The organism is Rhizobium sp. CRRU65, from assembly GCF_048551595.1.
Taxonomy (GTDB): domain Bacteria; phylum Pseudomonadota; class Alphaproteobacteria; order Rhizobiales; family Rhizobiaceae; genus Rhizobium; species Rhizobium leguminosarum_J.
The window spans coordinates 164,148-179,333 of the sequence record NZ_JBLYZH010000014.1; the positions used below are offsets into that span (position 1 = coordinate 164,148).

The window sequence follows — 15,186 nt, forward strand, 5'->3', positions numbered from 1 at the left end:
CCGGCTCAAGCCGGTTGCGATGCCTCGACGACGGCGAGTGCCGCCATATTAACGACGCCGCGGGAGGTGACCGAGGGGGCGAGGATATGGGCGGGCAGGGCGGTGCCGAGCAGGATCGGGCCGACATGCAGGCCGTCGGTCATCGACTTCACCACACCGAGGGTGATGTTGGCGGCATCGAGGTTCGGGAAGACCAAAAGGTTGGCCTCATCGTGCAGCGTCGTGTCCGGCATGACGCGCTTGCGCAGCGCTTCGGTGATCGCGCTTTCGCCGTGCATCTCGCCATCGACCTCGAGGTCGGGTGCTGCCTCGCGCACGAGCTGCAGGGCGTTGCGCATCTTCGTGGCGCTTTCGGACTCACGTGAGCCGAAATTGGAATGCGAGACCAGGGCGGCGCGCGGCGTGAGGCCGAACCGGCGGATTTCCTCGGCCGCGAGCACCGTCGCCTCGGCGACCTCTTCGGCGGTCGGATTGAAGGTGACGTAAGTGTCGGTGAAGAAGGTGGCGCCGCGCTGCGAGATCATCAGGCTGAGGGCTGAGAAATCGCGGACATTCTTGCGCTTGCCGATGATCTGGCGAACATCGCGCAGATGCTTCTCGTAGCGGCCTTCGAGGCCGCAGATCAGCGCATCGGCCTCGCCGCGCCTCAGCGCCAGCGCGCCGATGACGGTGGTGTTGGTGCGCACGATCGTGCGGGCGGCTTCCGGGATGACGCCGCGGCGGCCGACGAGGGAGAAATAGAGATCGACATATTCGCGGAAGCGCGGATCGTCTTCCGGATTGATGACTTCGAAATCCTGCAGCGGCCGGATGCGCAGGCCGTAGCGCTTCAGGCGTGTCTCGATAACTTGCGGGCGGCCGATCAGGATCGGTTCGGCAAGGCCTTCCTCGAGCAGCACCTGGGCGGCGCGCAGCACGCGCTCGTCCTCGCCTTCGGAGAAGATGACGCGCTTGCGCTCGGCGGCCTTGGCGGCGGTGAAGATCGGCTTCATGACGAAGCCGGAGCGGAAGACGAAGCGGTTCAGCTGGTCGAGATAGGCGTCGAAATCCTGGATCGGGCGGCGCGCGACGCCGCTCTGTTCGGCGGCCTTGGCGACCGCAGGCGCGATGCGCAGGATCAGGCGCGGATCGAAGGGCGAGGGGATCAGATAATCGGGGCCGAAGACCGGGGTCTCGCCGGAATAGGCGCGGGCGGCGACATCCGACGGCTCTTCGCGGGCAAGGGCTGCGATGGCGCGCACGGCCGCCATCTTCATTTCCTCATTGATCGTCTCGGCGCCGCAATCGAGCGCGCCGCGGAAGATATAAGGGAAGCAGAGGACGTTGTTGACCTGGTTGGCGAAATCCGAGCGGCCGGTGCAGATCATCGCATCGGGGCGGGCAGCTCGGGCGAGATCCGGCATGATCTCCGGCGTCGGATTGGCAAGCGCCATGATCAACGGCTTGTCGGCCATCTGCGCCAGCAGCTCCGGCTTCAGCACGCCCGCGGCGGACAGGCCGAGGAAGACGTCGGCGCCGCCGATATTTTCGGCCAGCGTGCGCGTCTCGCTCTTCTGGGCATAGATGGATTTCCATTCATCCATCAGCTCGACCCGGCCCTCATAAACGAGGCCTTCGAGATCGTGGACCCAGATGTTTTCGCGTTTTGCCCCGAGAATGACAAGCAGGTTGAGGCAGGCAAGGGCGGCGGCACCCGCGCCGGAGGCGACGATCTTGATGTCGGCGATGTTCTTACCGGCGAGTTCAAGCCCGTTCAGGATCGCGGCGGCGACGATGATCGCCGTGCCGTGCTGATCGTCGTGGAAGACGGGGATCTTCATCTTCTCGCGCAGGCGCCGCTCGACCTCGAAACATTCCGGCGCCTTGATATCCTCGAGGTTGATGCCGCCGAAGGTCGGCTCCAGCGAGGCGATGGTCGAGACCATCTGGTCGACGCCTGCGGCGTCGATCTCGATATCGAAGACGTCGATGCCGGCGAATTTCTTGAAGAGCACCGCCTTGCCCTCCATAACAGGTTTGGAGGCAAGCGGGCCGATATTGCCGAGGCCAAGCACGGCGGTGCCGTTGGAGATAACGGCGACGAGATTGGCGCGCGAGGTATATTCGGCCGCCATCTCAGGATTGTCGCGGATGGCAAGGCAGGGAGCGGCAACACCCGGCGAATAGGCGAGCGCCAGGTCGCGCTGGTTGCCGAGCGGCTTGGTCGCCTGGATCTCCAGCTTGCCGGGGCGGGGATAGCGGTGGAAGAAAAGCGCCTGCTCGTCGAGATCGCCACTCGTCAGGTTCTTTTCTGTCTTCGATTTTTCCGGGTGATCCATCGCCGCCTCCGTGCACGTCTTTTGAGCTCCCTCCATACATCAATCGGATACGCACGACAGTATGGAAATGGCGGAGTTGGCGAGTTTTTGTCTGGGCAATAAAAACATCCCGCCCTCACGGACGGGATGTCGCTCCTGCCGATCGATGAGAGACCTCAGGCGGCGATGTTCATCCAGGCCGGGGCGATGGCGGTTCCGCGGCCGAGCCCGTAGCCGAGGCGGATATTGAGCATGCCCAGCGGTTCCAGGAGCTTGGCAGCGTCGAGGCCTCCGGTCTTTTCGACGGCAAATCCTGCGTCGACGACTAGTCTGGAAACCTTTTCCACCGCGTCTGCGTCATTTCCGGCGACAAATACCGGCACCTTGGCCGTGGCATCGTGGGACGCGTTGAAGAGCTCGGCGAAGATGGTGTTGAAAGCTTTGACCACCCTGGCGCCGGTCGCGGCATTCTGGATTTTGTCGGCGGCGGAGGTTTCGTGACCGAAGAGCAGACCGGAGAAATCGGGCTTCAGGGGATTGCTGATGTCGACGACAATCTTGCCCGAGAGCGACGGCGAGGCGGCGATCTCAAGAGCGCTGGCATAGGGAACGGCGAGGATGACGATCCCCGCGGCGGCGATCGCCTCCGCAATAGTAGCGCTTTCAACGCCGAGGCTTTCGGCAAGGCTGCGCGCGGCCTGATCGTTGCGTGCCGCGACGATCAGGTCAGTCTTCCCGGCAAGGCGTGAGGCCAGGCCCTTGCCCATGTTTCCGATGCCGATAATTGCAGTCTTCATCGTTCTGTCTCCTGTTTCCGATGTGATGGCCACAGGGATACATCCGAAATATTCCGTCGTTAATTGCATTGATCCCGATAACAGAGATGCATAAAAGTATCGAATGCCCGATCTTCTGAACTTGCAGACCCTCATTGCCGCCGCGACATCGGGGAGTTTCGCCGCCGCCGCGAAGCGGCTCGGCATTTCGCCTGCCATGGTCGGCAGGCGCATCCAGGCGCTGGAGCAGGAGTATGGGGTCAAGCTGATCGAACGCACGACGCGTACGCAGCGGCTGACCGAGGTCGGGTCCCGCTTCCTCGTCAAGGCAAACAGAATCATCGACGAGTTGGAGGAACTCAACGACATCTCCCGGCCTGACGCCGAGGCCATGTCGGGACGCCTGCGTCTAAGCGCTCCGACGACACTGGGGATCAAGCGGCTTGCGCCTGTCATGGCCGAACTCGCGGAGCGGCATCCGGCACTTTCGGTCGAGCTCAATCTCAGCGACCGCAATGTCGACTTGGTGGCCGAAGGGTATGATCTAGCGATCCGGATCGGCGAATTGAAGCCTTCGTCGCTTATCGCGCGGCGTGTCGGCAGCTATCATTTCGTCTGCTGCGCCTCTCCGATATATCTCGATAGATTTGCAGTGCCGGAGAGGCCTGAGGATATTCGCCTCGGCCGCTGCATTCTCAACCTCAATCTCGTGCCCCGCGACGAATGGCCGTTCGAGACAAAGGGCGGTGAAAGTTTCACGGTTGGGGTTCGCGGCAACATCGAGATCGACAACGGAGAGGCGCTGCGAATGGCAGCGCTCGCCGGGGCAGGCATCATCTACGTCCCGGTGGATCTCGTGGCGGAAGACATAGCGGATGGCAGGCTCGTGGAAGTTCTCGCCGGCTGGCGGAAACTGGTGCTGCCGATCCACGCCATTCATCCGTCACGCCGGTTCGTGCCCGGCAGGGTTGGCGCGATCATTGATGCCATTGCTCGGGGGCTGCGGGATTAGGGATTGTTCCGCCGCGTGCGGGATTGCCGCCGCAGCCATCGATTTCCGATGAAAATTCAATAGGAAGTCGCTTCCTTTCTTTGCTGCCGCCGAGGGCTAATCCTTTTCGAAACTTGTTTGAGGATCGTAGCAAGCGCAAAATGTCGGCCGCGACGGTGCGGGGCGCCGGTCGCATGGAGGAAACCATGGACAATTTGAACCTCACGACCCTGCAAAGGGGGCAGACGATGGTCAATGACGTGGCCATCGATGCCTTTGCCGCCGGATTTCGCGGCAGTCTCCTGACCAGTAAAGACATGGATTACAACGAGGCGCGGACGATCTGGAATGCGATGATCGACCGCCGGCCCGGACTTATCGCGCGCTGCGCCGGTGCTGCCGATGTTATGCGGGCGGTGCGGTTTGCACGCGACAATAATCTGCTCGTTTCAGTGCGTGGCGGCGGCCACGGCATTGCCGGCAACGCCGTCTGCGAGGGCGGTGTCGTCATCGACCTGTCGGCGATGAAATCGGTGCGGGTCGATGCGCAGACGCGGCGCGCCAGGGTCGAGCCGGGCGCCACGCTTGCCGATGTCGATCAGGAAACGCTGGCCTTCGGGCTGGCGCTGCCGACCGGCATCAATTCCACCACCGGCATCGCCGGGCTCACGCTCGGCGGCGGCTTCGGCTGGCTGACCCGCAAATTCGGGCTGACCATCGACAATCTGCTTTCGGTTGATGTGGTGACGGCCGACGGCGAGTTGGTCAAGGCGAGCGAGACGGAAAAGCCTGATCTCTTCTGGGCGTTGCGCGGCGGAGGCGGCAATTTCGGCGTCGTGACCTCCTTCGAATTCAAACTCAACCCTCTCAACACGGAGGTTCTTGCTGGGCTCGTCGTGCATCCCTTTGCTGATGCGGAAACGGTGCTGAGGGAGTACCGGCAGGCGCTGGAGACGGCACCTGACGAACTGACCTGCTGGGTGGTGATGCGCCAGGCGCCGCCGCTGCCGTTCCTTCCGGCCGAATGGCACGGCAAGGAGATCATGGTGCTGGCCATGTGTTATTGCGGAGACATCGCGGCGGGCGAAAAGGCGACGGCCAGATTGCGGGCGATCGGAAAACCGATTGCCGACGTCGTCGGTCCGGTGCCGTTCACCGGCTGGCAGCAGGCATTCGACCCGTTGCTCACGCCCGGTGCGCGCAATTACTGGAAGAGCCAGGATTTCGCCTCCCTTCCGGATGCGGCGATCGACGTGCTGCTCAACGCCGTGCGCAAGCTGCCCGGCCCGGAATGCGAGATCTTCATCGCCCATATCGGCGGCGCGGCCGGCCGTGTGCCGACCGAGGCCACCGCATTTCCGCAGCGCAGCTCGCATTTCGTCATGAATGTTCATGCGCGCTGGCGGGAACCGGGGATGGACGCAAGCTGTACCGGCTGGGCGCGGGAGCTTTTCGAGGCAACCAAGCCGCATGCTGTCGGAACCGCCTATATCAACTTCATGCCGGATGATGAGGGTGATCGCGTCGAAAGCGCTTATGGCGCCAATTACGCTCGTCTTGCCGAGGCCAAGCGGCGCTACGATCCGAACAATCTGTTCCGCATGAACCAGAACGTGAAACCGATGGCGGCGGTGCGCGCTGCCTAGCCGGACCATCCCCGCGCTCGGGTGATAGACTCGGGCGCGGGATGATGCGCCAATCGCTTGTGTCACCCTTCGGTGAGTTCGATCAATTCCTGCAACAGCGCCGTATCATCGGACGCGGCATGGTCGTCAGGCCTCAGAACATGGGCAAGCCATGCGCCGTCCGCCGCCAGGCGAACGATCTCGAGCCGCATTCCCACGTCGGTTTCAGCGTGCCTGACCAGCCGGTCATTCATCCATCTATGCCAGAGGCTCTTGGAGTAGGGGTCGGAAAGCACCGTCATCGTCTGCGCCGACCACGGGCTGTTGTTGAGGGCACGGTCGGAAAACAGGGTGCGGACGTAGGCGCGGGTGAATGTGCCGTGGCCGCCCTTGTCCCTTTCCAGTTCCTCGTCGATCTCGCGGTCGAGGTTTTCCATCATGCCGTCGAACACGGCCTCTATAAGAGCCTGCTTATTGGGGAAGTGGTGAAACAGACCCCCCTTGGTCACGCCGGCAGCACTTGCGACTGCCTGCAGGCTGACGGCGGCGAGACCATGTTCCAGCGCCAGCTTGGTGGCGCAATCGAGAAGAGCCTGCCGCACGACATCCGGCTGTTTCTTTCTGTTGCGGGGGCTATCTACCAATGCATGACCTGTGTTCGAGATAAGCTTCGCGCCGAGGCGCGCGAGAGGATCAGTATCACTCCCGGGATCGCCGAGCCATGGGAGTTCCGACCATGATAATGCTATCATACCAACCGGTAGGTATCTTGCAAAGCAAAAAAAGATCGACTATCTGTCGGCTGAGGAGGCCCGCCGAACGTCATTTCGGCGGGCTGTGCTTTTTTGGACCCCAGCGGGACTAGCAGGAAGGCTAATGAACATGCTTTTTCGAACGAAATCATTTGGTTGTACGCTTGTCCTGGCGCTAATATTCGGCGCCGGCCTGCCGGCTTACGCGCAGGAAGGCGGCGCGATGCCGCCTGCTGCCGTCAGCGTCCTGACGCTTAGCGCCCGCCCGCTTCCCGTGGTCAGCGAGCTGCCCGGCCGCATTGCGGCGACGCGCGTTTCCGAAGTGCGGGCCAGGGTTTCCGGCATCCTGGAGGAACGGATCTTCGAGCAGGGCAGCTTCGTTCATCAGGGCGATGTGCTCTACCGGATCGATCCGGCGCTTTTTCGGGTGCGTGTGGCAAGCGCCGAGGCAAGCCTCGAGCGCGCCAGGGCGACGCAGCTGAATGCCCGCCAGCAGCTGGACCGGCAGAAGTCGCTCCGCGACCGCGATGTCGCAAGCGGTATCGAATACGATGCGGCGGCCGTCGCCCTTGCCCAGGCCGATGCCGATGTCGCGCTGGCGCAGGCCGCACTCGACGAAGCGAAGATCAATCTCGGCTATACCGAAGTCCGCGCACCGATATCAGGCATCATCGGCGGCGCGCTGGTGACGGAAGGCGCGCTGGTGACGGCCGATGGAGGCGACGCGCTGGCGATGATCCAGCAGATCGACCCCGTTTATGCCGACTTTATGCAATCCTCCGGAGACCTGCTGGCGTTGAAGCGGGCGGTCGAGAACGGCAGCCTCACATCGACCGAACCAGGCAAGGCCGACATCAAGCTCGTCTTCGACGACGGCACCGTCTATGGCGAAGCCGGGAAGCTGCTCTTCAGCAGCGCCAGCGTCGATGCGACGACGGGCCAAGTCACCCTCCGCGGTGAATTCCCCAATCCGAAGGGCGACCTGCTGCCCGGTCTTTACATCAGGGTGCGCATCGAACAGGCCGTCCGGGAGAAGGCAATCCTTATCCCGCAACGCGCCGTCATCCGCACGGCCGATGGCAAGGCGCAAGTCTACGTCGTCCAGGAGGGAGACGTGGCACAGCCGCGGGACGTGGAGCTCGGTCAATCCTTCGGCAATGAATGGGTGGTCGAAAGCGGTCTGTCATCAGGTGAGCGTCTCGTTGTCGACGGCAGCCAAAAGCTGCAGCCGGGCGCAAAGGTCGCGCCGGAAGAGTGGCGGGATGGCCAGCTCGCGTCCGGTGACGCCAAGAAGCCGGAGTAAGGTCGATGGCACGTTTCTTTATCGATCGCCCGATCCTAGCCTGGGTCTTTGCGATCTTCATCTCCATCGCTGGCCTGATCGCGCTGCCGTTCCTGCCGGTCGCCCAATATCCCAAGGTCGCGCCGCCGCAGCTCAGCATCACCACCAGCTATCCCGGCGCTTCGCCCCAGGATATCTATCAGGGCGTCACCCGCCAAATCGAGGAAGAGCTGAACGGGGTCGAGCACCTTTCTTATTTCGAGTCGACGTCGGATACATCGGGCGCGATGACGATCACCGCGACCTTTGCGGCCGGCACCGATATCGACCAGGCCTCCGTCGACGTTCAGAATGCCATTCGCCGCGTCGAACCGCGGCTGCCGCAATCCGTCAAGGATCAGGGCATCACGGTCGAGGAGGCGTCGTCGGGCTTCCTGATGTTCATCTCGCTGACATCGACGGACGGGAAGACCGACGAGGTGGCGCTCGGCGACTATCTCAACCGAAACGTCATCGGCGAGCTGCGCCGTCTCGAGGGTGTCGGCCGCGCCCAGCTATTTGCGTCGCAGAGGGCGATGCGCATCTGGATCGATCCCGACAAGATGGTCGGCCTGAACCTCACAGCATCCGACATCAGCGCGGCGATCTCGGCGCAGAACGCCCAGGTCGCGGCGGGCCAGATCGGCGCAGCACCCAATCCGATCTCGCAAGACCTGACGGCGACGGTGCTGGTCAAGGGGCAACTGACCGACATCAAGGAGTTCGGAGACATCGTGCTGCGCGCCAACGCCGACGGATCGAATGTCAGGCTGCGTGATGTCGCGCGCATCGAAGAGGGCAGCGAGAGCTACAGCTTTTCCACCCGCTTGAACGGGCAGCCGAGTGCTGCCATCGCCATCCAGCTGTCGTCGACAGGAAATGCCGTCAATACCTCCAACCTGGTCAAGGCCAAGATGGAGGAGCTCTCACGCTTCTTCCCTGATGGCGTCGAATATTCCGTTCCCTATGATACCAGCCCGTTCGTCTCGGCATCGATCGAGAAGGTGGCGCATACGCTCGCAGAAGCCGTTGCACTTGTCTTCGTCGTCATGCTCATTTTCCTGCAGAGCTTCCGCTACACGATCATTCCGACGCTCGTCGTGCCCGTCGCGCTGCTCGGGACGCTGGCTGTCATGTATGCCGCCGGCTTCTCGATCAACGTGCTGACGATGTTTGCGATGGTGCTTGCCATCGGCATTCTCGTCGACGACGCCATCGTGGTGGTGGAAAACGTCGAGCGGCTGATGGCGGTAGAAGGGCTGTCACCGAAGGAAGCGACCAAGAAGGCGATGCGGCAGATCACCGGTGCGATCCTCGGGATTACCCTGGTTCTCTCCTGCGTCTTCGTGCCGATGGCGTTCTTCCCGGGTTCAACCGGCATCATCTATCGCCAGTTCAGCCTGACCATGGTTGTTTCAATCCTGTTTTCCGCCTTCCTGGCGCTGTCGCTGACGCCGGCGCTCTGCGCCACTTTCCTGAAACCGATCAAGGGCCATCACGAGAAGAAGGGCATCGCCGGCTGGTTCAACCGCAACTTCGACCGGCTGACCGGGCGCTATGCCCGCACAGTCGAGGGACTGGCCAAGCGCCCCTGGCGGGTCATGGCCGTTTATGTCGCGCTGCTCGTCGGCCTTGGCTATCTCTTCGTCAACCTGCCGAGCAGCTTCGTGCCGGATGAGGATCAGGGCTTCCTGATCGTCGACGTGCAGGGACCGCCGGAGGCGAGCCGCAACCGCACGGTGGCCTCGCTTGAAAGCATCGAAGCGATCTTCAAGAAGGAGCCGGCCGTTGCCAACGTCGTCGCGATCCAGGGCTTCAGCTTCTCGGGGCAGGGACCGAATGCCGCCCTGGTGTTCGTCACACTCAAGGACTGGGCCGAACGCGGCGCCGGCAATTCGGTACAGGAGATCTCTAACCGCGCCAACATGCAGCTGTTTGGGCTGAAGGACGCCACATCCTTCGCGCTGTCGCCGCCGCCGATCGAAGGTTTCGGCACGACCAACGGCTTTACCTTCCGCCTCCAGGATCGCGGCGCGAAAGGCCAGGCGGCACTGACCGAGGCGGCGGGAATGCTGATCGGCAAGGCATCGCAGAACCCCATCATCGCAGGTATCCGCCCGGAAGGCATGCCTGACTCGGCCCAGCTTGTGCTGGTCATCGATCGCGAAAAGGCAAATACCTTCGGCGTTGCCTTCGCCGACATCAACAGCACGATCACCGCCAATCTCGGCTCGAGCTATGTCAACGACTTCCCGAATTCGGGCCGCATGCAGCGCGTCATCGTGCAGGCGCAGGACAAGAGCAGACTTCAGGCGGAAGACCTGATGAAGCTCAATGTCCGCAATGCGAGCGGCGGCATGGTGCCGCTGTCGTCCTTCGCCGTCGCCGAATGGCAGAAGGGACCGGCGCAGATCGTTGGTTATAACGGCTACCCTTCCGTGCGTATTTCCGGCGCTCCGGCGCCGGGATATTCATCGGGGGCGGCGATTACCGAAATGGAGCAACTGGCCTCGGAACTTCCCGACGGTTTCGGCTTCGAATGGACCGGCCAGTCGCTGGAGGAGCTGAGATCGGGATCGCAGGCGCCGTTCCTGTTCGGCCTCAGCATTCTCTTCGTCTTCCTGCTGCTGTCGGGGCTTTACGAAAGCTGGTCCATCCCGTTGTCGGTGATGTTGGTCGTGCCGCTCGGCGTCATCGGCTGCGTGCTTGCGGTGATGAGCCGCGACATGTCCAACGACATCTACTTCAAGGTCGGCCTGATCGCGATCATTGGGCTGTCGGCGAAGAACGCCATCCTGATCGTCGAATTCGCCAAGGACGGGTTTGCCGAGGGCAAATCGCTGATGGATGCCGCGATCGAAGGCGCCCGTCTGCGCTTCCGACCGATCATCATGACCTCGCTAGCCTTCACTTTGGGCGTGATGCCGCTGGCGATCGCCACCGGGCCAAGTGCGGCCAGCCAGAATGCCATCGGCACGGGCGTGCTTGGCGGCATGATCTCGGCGACGGTGCTGGCGATCTTCTTCGTTCCCGTCTTCTTCGTCTTCGTGCTGCGTCTCTTGAGGACGAAGCGGCCGGAGACTGTGAATGAGGAGACGCCGGCCGGGCAGGAGCCCGCGCCGGTAACGTCGCCGAGCTGAGGTGAAGAGTTGGCGGTTTGCCTTGCGCAACCCACCACAGCTTTGCGCCGTTCCGATTTAAGGAATTATGCAGTCGGCTTCGGCGTGATCGTCACGTCGGCGCCATAGGCATCGCGCAGTTCGCCTTCCTGTCCCGGCTGCCGATCGGCCGCCTGATGCAGCAGGATCGACTCGTATCCTTGCGAGCGCGTCCCCTCGATCAGCGTGATATCGGCGTTTCCGGGATTGTCGGAGCGCTCGAACCACTCGACGGGGCGGTGCAGAAAATTCATTTCGACCGCCCGGTTGGTGACGCCATGACCGACGATCACGACGTTGTGGTCGCCATTTTCGGCACCGTGCATGACGGTCTGCAGGAACAGGCGCACCCGCTGGGCCACATCCGCCCGGCTTTCGCCATCCGGCGGCCGTGCGTAGAACTTGCCGCTGTTACTGCGCAGCCTCGCCCATTTTTCGAACTCGTCGGGAAACTTCTGCTTCTGTTCGGCGTGGTCGTAGATTTCGGTGAAGAGACCGAAATCCTGCTCGCGCAACAGATAGTCCTCCCTGATGTCGCCGACAAAACTTTCCGGCAGTGCTTCGAGCAGCGCATCTTTGCTCTGCCGGGTCCTCAGAAAGGGCGAATACCAGATATGCAGCTTGCCGAAACCCGCGCTCGGCAATGACCTGAGATAGGACGCGATCACGCCGCCTGCTTCGAGAGCCTGCCGATGGCCCCACTGCGTCAGCGGCACGTTGTGATCGCCGAATTGGCGGTAGGCCTGTTCGTTGATGTTGCCGAGGGATTCGCCGTGGCGAACGAGAAAGAGACGCATCAGCCATCCCGCATTGTCGGATATGGAATCGGCGCCATCATGAACGCCCTGAATGAACAGGGCAACCTTGTCGCGGGACCTGGCGGCGACGGGCATACTGCCCGCGTGGCGACGGGACTACTACCCGCGCGGAATGAACAGGTTTGCAGGGCTTTTCCCCAGCTTGTCATCTTCCTGAAACACGAGTCTGGTTTTGGAAGGCTAGATGAAAGATGGGACATGAGCGGTAGCTCGTGAAAGACATGATGGAACCCAGACATTTCCGCACGCTCTTCATTTCCGATGTCCATCTCGGCTCGAAGGCCGCGAAGGCCGACTTCCTCTTGGATTTCCTGCGCCACCACGAAGCCGATACGATCGTGCTCGTCGGCGACATCGTCGACGGCTGGCGCCTGAAGCGCAGCTGGTACTGGCCGCAGGTCTGCAACGACGTCGTCCAGAAACTGTTGCGCAAGGCGCGCAAGGGTACGCGCGTCGTTTATATTCCCGGCAATCACGACGAATTCCTGCGCGCCTTCCCGGGCATGCATTTCGGCGGCATCGAGGTCGTCGAGCGTATGATGCATGACGGCGCCGACGGCAGAAAATATCTGATCCTGCATGGCGACGAGTTCGACGTCGTCGTCCGCAACGCCCGACTGCTCGCCTATCTCGGCGACTGGGCCTATGACACGGCAATCCGCATCAACATCATCCTGGCGGCGGTGCGCCGCCGACTCGGCATGCCCTACTGGTCGTTCTCGGCCTGGGCGAAGCTGCAGGTCAAGCATGCTGTCAACTTTATCGGCGAATTTGAGCGCGTCGTGGCCGAGGAAGCCCGCAAAAACGGCGCCGATGGGGTGATCTGCGGACATATCCATCATGCCATCATCCAGGACATGGACGGTATCCGCTACATCAACACCGGCGATTGGGTGGAAAGCTGCACGGCTGTCGCCGAGCACGAGGATGGCACGTTCGAACTGATCACCTGGCGGGCGCTCGCCAGCAGCGTGCCGGCGCTTGCCGCTATCGAAATGCATGACGAGGGCGAACTGGCCCCGCAAGCCGCCTGATTTTGGCGCCGGCGCATCCGCGCCTGCGCTCCCACGAATTTAGCCGTTACCGTCAGGCGACAGGCCCTATTTATTTTCTAAAACGTTTCAGAACGGCTATTTCTCGCAATAGTCGCCTCCAGGGTGGTGTGTTAGGACAACGTCCAGTTTCCTTCAGGTCCACCCATGATTCCCGCTCAAAATTCCCCGACGGGTGAGGGAGCGCCGCCGCGCTTCCGGCTTCTCAGTGCGCTTTCCTATTGTGCGCCGCTGCTCGTCAACGGCATCGTCCTGCCGTTCTTTCCCGTCTGGCTCGCAACCCATAGCTTCAGCGATCATGAGATCGGCATCATCCTTGCCATACCCATGGTGGTTCGCGTGCTGGTGGCGCCTGTCGTCGCCATGATCGCCGATCGATTGAAGGAGCGCGCCGACGTGCTGCTCTGGTCGGGCGGCCTGTCGTTGCTGACGGCGGTCGCGTTGTTCTGGACGACGACCTTCTGGCCGGTGACGATCGTCTATGCGCTGCAGGGCGCCACCTTCGCACCCTATGTGCCCGTCGTCGAATCGATCGTCATTTCGGGCGTGCGCCGCTGGGGGCTCGATTACGGGTCGATGCGCGTGTGGGGCTCCATCTCCTTCATCGTCTCGACGCTGGTCGGTGGCCAGATGATCAGCCGGTGGGGCGGCGGAATGGTGCTCGATGTCATGGTGTTCGGCTTTATCATGACCGTGGTCATGGCGATCTTCTGTCCGCGCATCGGGCCAACGCGACGGCGCGGCCAGCCGATCAACATTCCAGCCGCTACCGGCAGTGGCCTGCGCGAGCCACACCTGCTGCTGCTTCTGATCGGCGTCGCCATCCAGCAATCGAGCCATGCGGTGCTGAACGCTTTTTCCTCGATCTACTGGCATCAGCTCGGCTTCTCCGGCACTGAGGTCGGCCTGCTCTGGAGCGCCGGCGTCGCCTCGGAAGTGACGGTGTTCTTCCTGTCGAAGCGTCTCAACCGTCGCTTCGATGCCTGGACGCTGATCCGCTTCGGCTGCGCCATCAGCGTCTGCCGCTGGATCCTGTTTCCGATGAATACCGGTTTTGCCGGTTTCTTCCTGCTGCAATGTTTCCACGGCTTCACCTATGCCTTCGTGCATACCGGCGTGCAGCGACGGATCATGGCGACGGTGCAGGAGACGCAGGAATCTTCGGCACAGGGCGCCTATTTCTTCTATGTCGGCATGGCGATGGCGCTGATGACCCTGGCGTCGGGTTATCTCTATGCCTGGCTCGGCGTCGTCAGCTATTACGTCATGGCGCTGGTCGCGTTTTCCGGCCTCGGCCTCGTCATCTTCGCCTATTACCTTCAGCCCCAAAGGGTGCTTTCCGGCGGAAAGACCAGCGAAGCGGCGTAGCGCAGGCCGGGATCGCGGTCGCGGGCAAGCAGCAGCGGACCGTCGAGATCGACGAAATCGGCATTCTGGGCGAGGAGAACGGCGGGCGCCATGGCAAGCGAGGTGCCGACCATGCAGCCGATCATGATACTGAATCCGAGCCGTTCGGCCTCGGCCTTCATCGACAGCGCCTCCGTCAGGCCGCCGGTCTTGTCGAGCTTGATGTTGATCGCGTCGTAGCGGTCGGCAAGGCTTGCGAGATCGCCGGTGTGGTGGACACTCTCATCGGCGCAGACGAGGAGCGGGCGGCGGATTTCGGCGAGCAGCCCATCGCGGCCAGCCGGCAGCGGCTGCTCGACGAGGGCGATGCCTGCTTCCGCGGCGATATGGAGATGACGCTCCAACACGGCCTCCGGCCAGCCCTCATTGGCGTCGAGAATGATGGCGGCATCGGGCGCGGCGGCGCGGACGGCGCGGATGCGGCTTTCATCGTCGCCGGTGCCGACCTTGACCTTCAGCAGGGCGCGGCCGGCATGTTCGCGCGCCTGGGCGGCCATCACCTCCGGTTCACCGAGCGAGATGGTGTAAGCGGTGGTGAGCGGCTGCGGAGCGGCAATGCCGAGGCGGGCGGCGACGCTGTCTCCTGTCTGCTTTGCCTGGAGGTCCCAGAGGGCACAATCGACGGCGTTGCGGGCCGCGCCCGGCGGCATGGCCGACAGCAGGTCATGGCGTGAAATGCCGGCTTCGATCAGCGGTCGCGCCGCCTCGATCTGGGCGAAAACGCTCTCCATGGTCTCGCCGTAGCGGCGGTAAGGTACGCATTCTCCGCGCCCCTGCGCACCCTCTTCGACAAGCGTGCAGGTGATAACCTCGGCTTCGGTCTTTGCCCCGCGCGAGATGGTGAAGGTCCCGGCAATCGGAAAGGAATTCATCTGGATATCGAGGGTGCGCGGCATTATTGCTCTCCTGCAAGCATGGAAATTGCACGGTGCTTCTGTATATTGACGCGCCGGGCGAACGATCTGCTTCGCGATTCGGCAATGTCGCTG

The 15,186-nt window shown here is 62.5% G+C and carries 11 protein-coding genes; 6 read left to right on the forward strand and 5 right to left on the reverse strand.

Translation table 11 applies throughout. The features are described from left to right. Nucleotides 1-5: 5 nt before the first annotated feature. Nucleotides 6-2,318, reverse strand: a complete 2,313-nt coding sequence (locus ACM5SV_RS25800; protein ID WP_222014866.1) for an NADP-dependent malic enzyme — start codon at nucleotides 2,316-2,318, stop codon at nucleotides 6-8. Nucleotides 2,319-2,473: 155 nt separating this feature from the next. Further along, nucleotides 2,474-3,094: an NADPH-dependent F420 reductase gene (locus tag ACM5SV_RS25805; RefSeq protein ID WP_128440210.1), complete on the reverse strand. Its 621-nt coding sequence runs from the start codon at nucleotides 3,092-3,094 to the stop codon at nucleotides 2,474-2,476. Between the two features lie 103 nt (nucleotides 3,095-3,197). On the opposite strand from ACM5SV_RS25805, the gene ACM5SV_RS25810 reads away from it, so the two are divergent. Together ACM5SV_RS25810 and ACM5SV_RS25815 are read left to right on the forward strand one after the other, a co-directional pair. Beyond that, nucleotides 3,198-4,085, forward strand: a complete 888-nt coding sequence (locus ACM5SV_RS25810; protein WP_128440211.1) for a LysR family transcriptional regulator — start codon at nucleotides 3,198-3,200, stop codon at nucleotides 4,083-4,085. A gap of 185 nt (nucleotides 4,086-4,270) precedes the next feature. Continuing rightward, nucleotides 4,271-5,710, forward strand: a complete 1,440-nt coding sequence (locus tag ACM5SV_RS25815; protein ID WP_222014865.1) for an FAD-binding oxidoreductase — start codon at nucleotides 4,271-4,273, stop codon at nucleotides 5,708-5,710. Nucleotides 5,711-5,772: 62 nt separating this feature from the next. Here ACM5SV_RS25815 and ACM5SV_RS25820 read toward each other — a convergent pair whose 3' ends face one another. After that, complete coding sequence (locus tag ACM5SV_RS25820) at nucleotides 5,773-6,333, reverse strand: TetR/AcrR family transcriptional regulator (RefSeq protein ID WP_128440213.1); 561 nt, start codon at nucleotides 6,331-6,333, stop codon at nucleotides 5,773-5,775. A gap of 232 nt (nucleotides 6,334-6,565) precedes the next feature. On the opposite strand from ACM5SV_RS25820, the gene ACM5SV_RS25825 reads away from it, so the two are divergent. Both ACM5SV_RS25825 and ACM5SV_RS25830 read left to right on the forward strand, forming a co-directional pair. Further along, a complete protein-coding gene (locus tag ACM5SV_RS25825) occupies nucleotides 6,566-7,744 on the forward strand; it encodes an efflux RND transporter periplasmic adaptor subunit (protein WP_206641108.1) in 1,179 nt (392 codons plus the stop codon). Nucleotides 7,745-7,749: 5 nt separating this feature from the next. Continuing rightward, entirely contained in the window at nucleotides 7,750-10,902 is a 3,153-nt protein-coding gene (locus ACM5SV_RS25830) for an efflux RND transporter permease subunit (RefSeq protein ID WP_222014864.1), read from the forward strand. 65 nt (nucleotides 10,903-10,967) lie between these two features. On the opposite strand, the gene ACM5SV_RS25835 is transcribed toward ACM5SV_RS25830, so the two are convergent. Then, entirely contained in the window at nucleotides 10,968-11,717 is a 750-nt protein-coding gene (locus ACM5SV_RS25835) for a histidine phosphatase family protein (RefSeq protein ID WP_222014863.1), read from the reverse strand. A gap of 242 nt (nucleotides 11,718-11,959) precedes the next feature. Here ACM5SV_RS25835 and ACM5SV_RS25840 point away from each other — a divergent pair, with 242 nt between their 5' ends. Beyond that, nucleotides 11,960-12,772, forward strand: coding sequence for a UDP-2,3-diacylglucosamine diphosphatase (locus ACM5SV_RS25840; protein ID WP_026238397.1), 813 nt, complete (start codon nucleotides 11,960-11,962; stop codon nucleotides 12,770-12,772). A gap of 165 nt (nucleotides 12,773-12,937) precedes the next feature. Then, nucleotides 12,938-14,158 carry an MFS transporter gene (locus tag ACM5SV_RS25845; RefSeq protein ID WP_222014862.1) on the forward strand — a complete coding sequence of 407 codons (1,221 nt, stop codon included), beginning with the start codon at nucleotides 12,938-12,940 and terminating at the stop codon, nucleotides 14,156-14,158. Here the strand turns inward: ACM5SV_RS25845 and dgcA are convergent. Continuing rightward, entirely contained in the window at nucleotides 14,110-15,093 is a 984-nt protein-coding gene (dgcA, locus tag ACM5SV_RS25850; RefSeq protein WP_222014861.1) for an N-acetyl-D-Glu racemase DgcA, read from the reverse strand. The genes ACM5SV_RS25845 and dgcA overlap by 49 nt on opposite strands. Nucleotides 15,094-15,186 lie beyond the last annotated feature (93 nt).

Excerpts from the sequence above, each read along its gene's own strand:
- ACM5SV_RS25835 (WP_222014863.1), bottom strand. The coding sequence starts at position 11,717 with ATGCGTCTCTTTCTCGTTCGCCACGGCGAATCCCTCGGCAACATCAAC.
- ACM5SV_RS25815 (WP_222014865.1), top strand. The coding sequence starts at position 4,271 with ATGGACAATTTGAACCTCACGACCCTGCAAAGGGGGCAGACGATGGTC.
- ACM5SV_RS25805 (WP_128440210.1), bottom strand. The coding sequence starts at position 3,094 with ATGAAGACTGCAATTATCGGCATCGGAAACATGGGCAAGGGCCTGGCC.
- ACM5SV_RS25810 (WP_128440211.1), top strand. The coding sequence starts at position 3,198 with ATGCCCGATCTTCTGAACTTGCAGACCCTCATTGCCGCCGCGACATCG.
- ACM5SV_RS25840 (WP_026238397.1), top strand. The coding sequence starts at position 11,960 with ATGATGGAACCCAGACATTTCCGCACGCTCTTCATTTCCGATGTCCAT.
- ACM5SV_RS25800 (WP_222014866.1), bottom strand. The coding sequence starts at position 2,318 with ATGGATCACCCGGAAAAATCGAAGACAGAAAAGAACCTGACGAGTGGC.
- ACM5SV_RS25830 (WP_222014864.1), top strand. The coding sequence starts at position 7,750 with ATGGCACGTTTCTTTATCGATCGCCCGATCCTAGCCTGGGTCTTTGCG.
- ACM5SV_RS25825 (WP_206641108.1), top strand. The coding sequence starts at position 6,566 with ATGAACATGCTTTTTCGAACGAAATCATTTGGTTGTACGCTTGTCCTG.
- ACM5SV_RS25845 (WP_222014862.1), top strand. The coding sequence starts at position 12,938 with ATGATTCCCGCTCAAAATTCCCCGACGGGTGAGGGAGCGCCGCCGCGC.
- dgcA (WP_222014861.1), bottom strand. The coding sequence starts at position 15,093 with ATGCCGCGCACCCTCGATATCCAGATGAATTCCTTTCCGATTGCCGGG.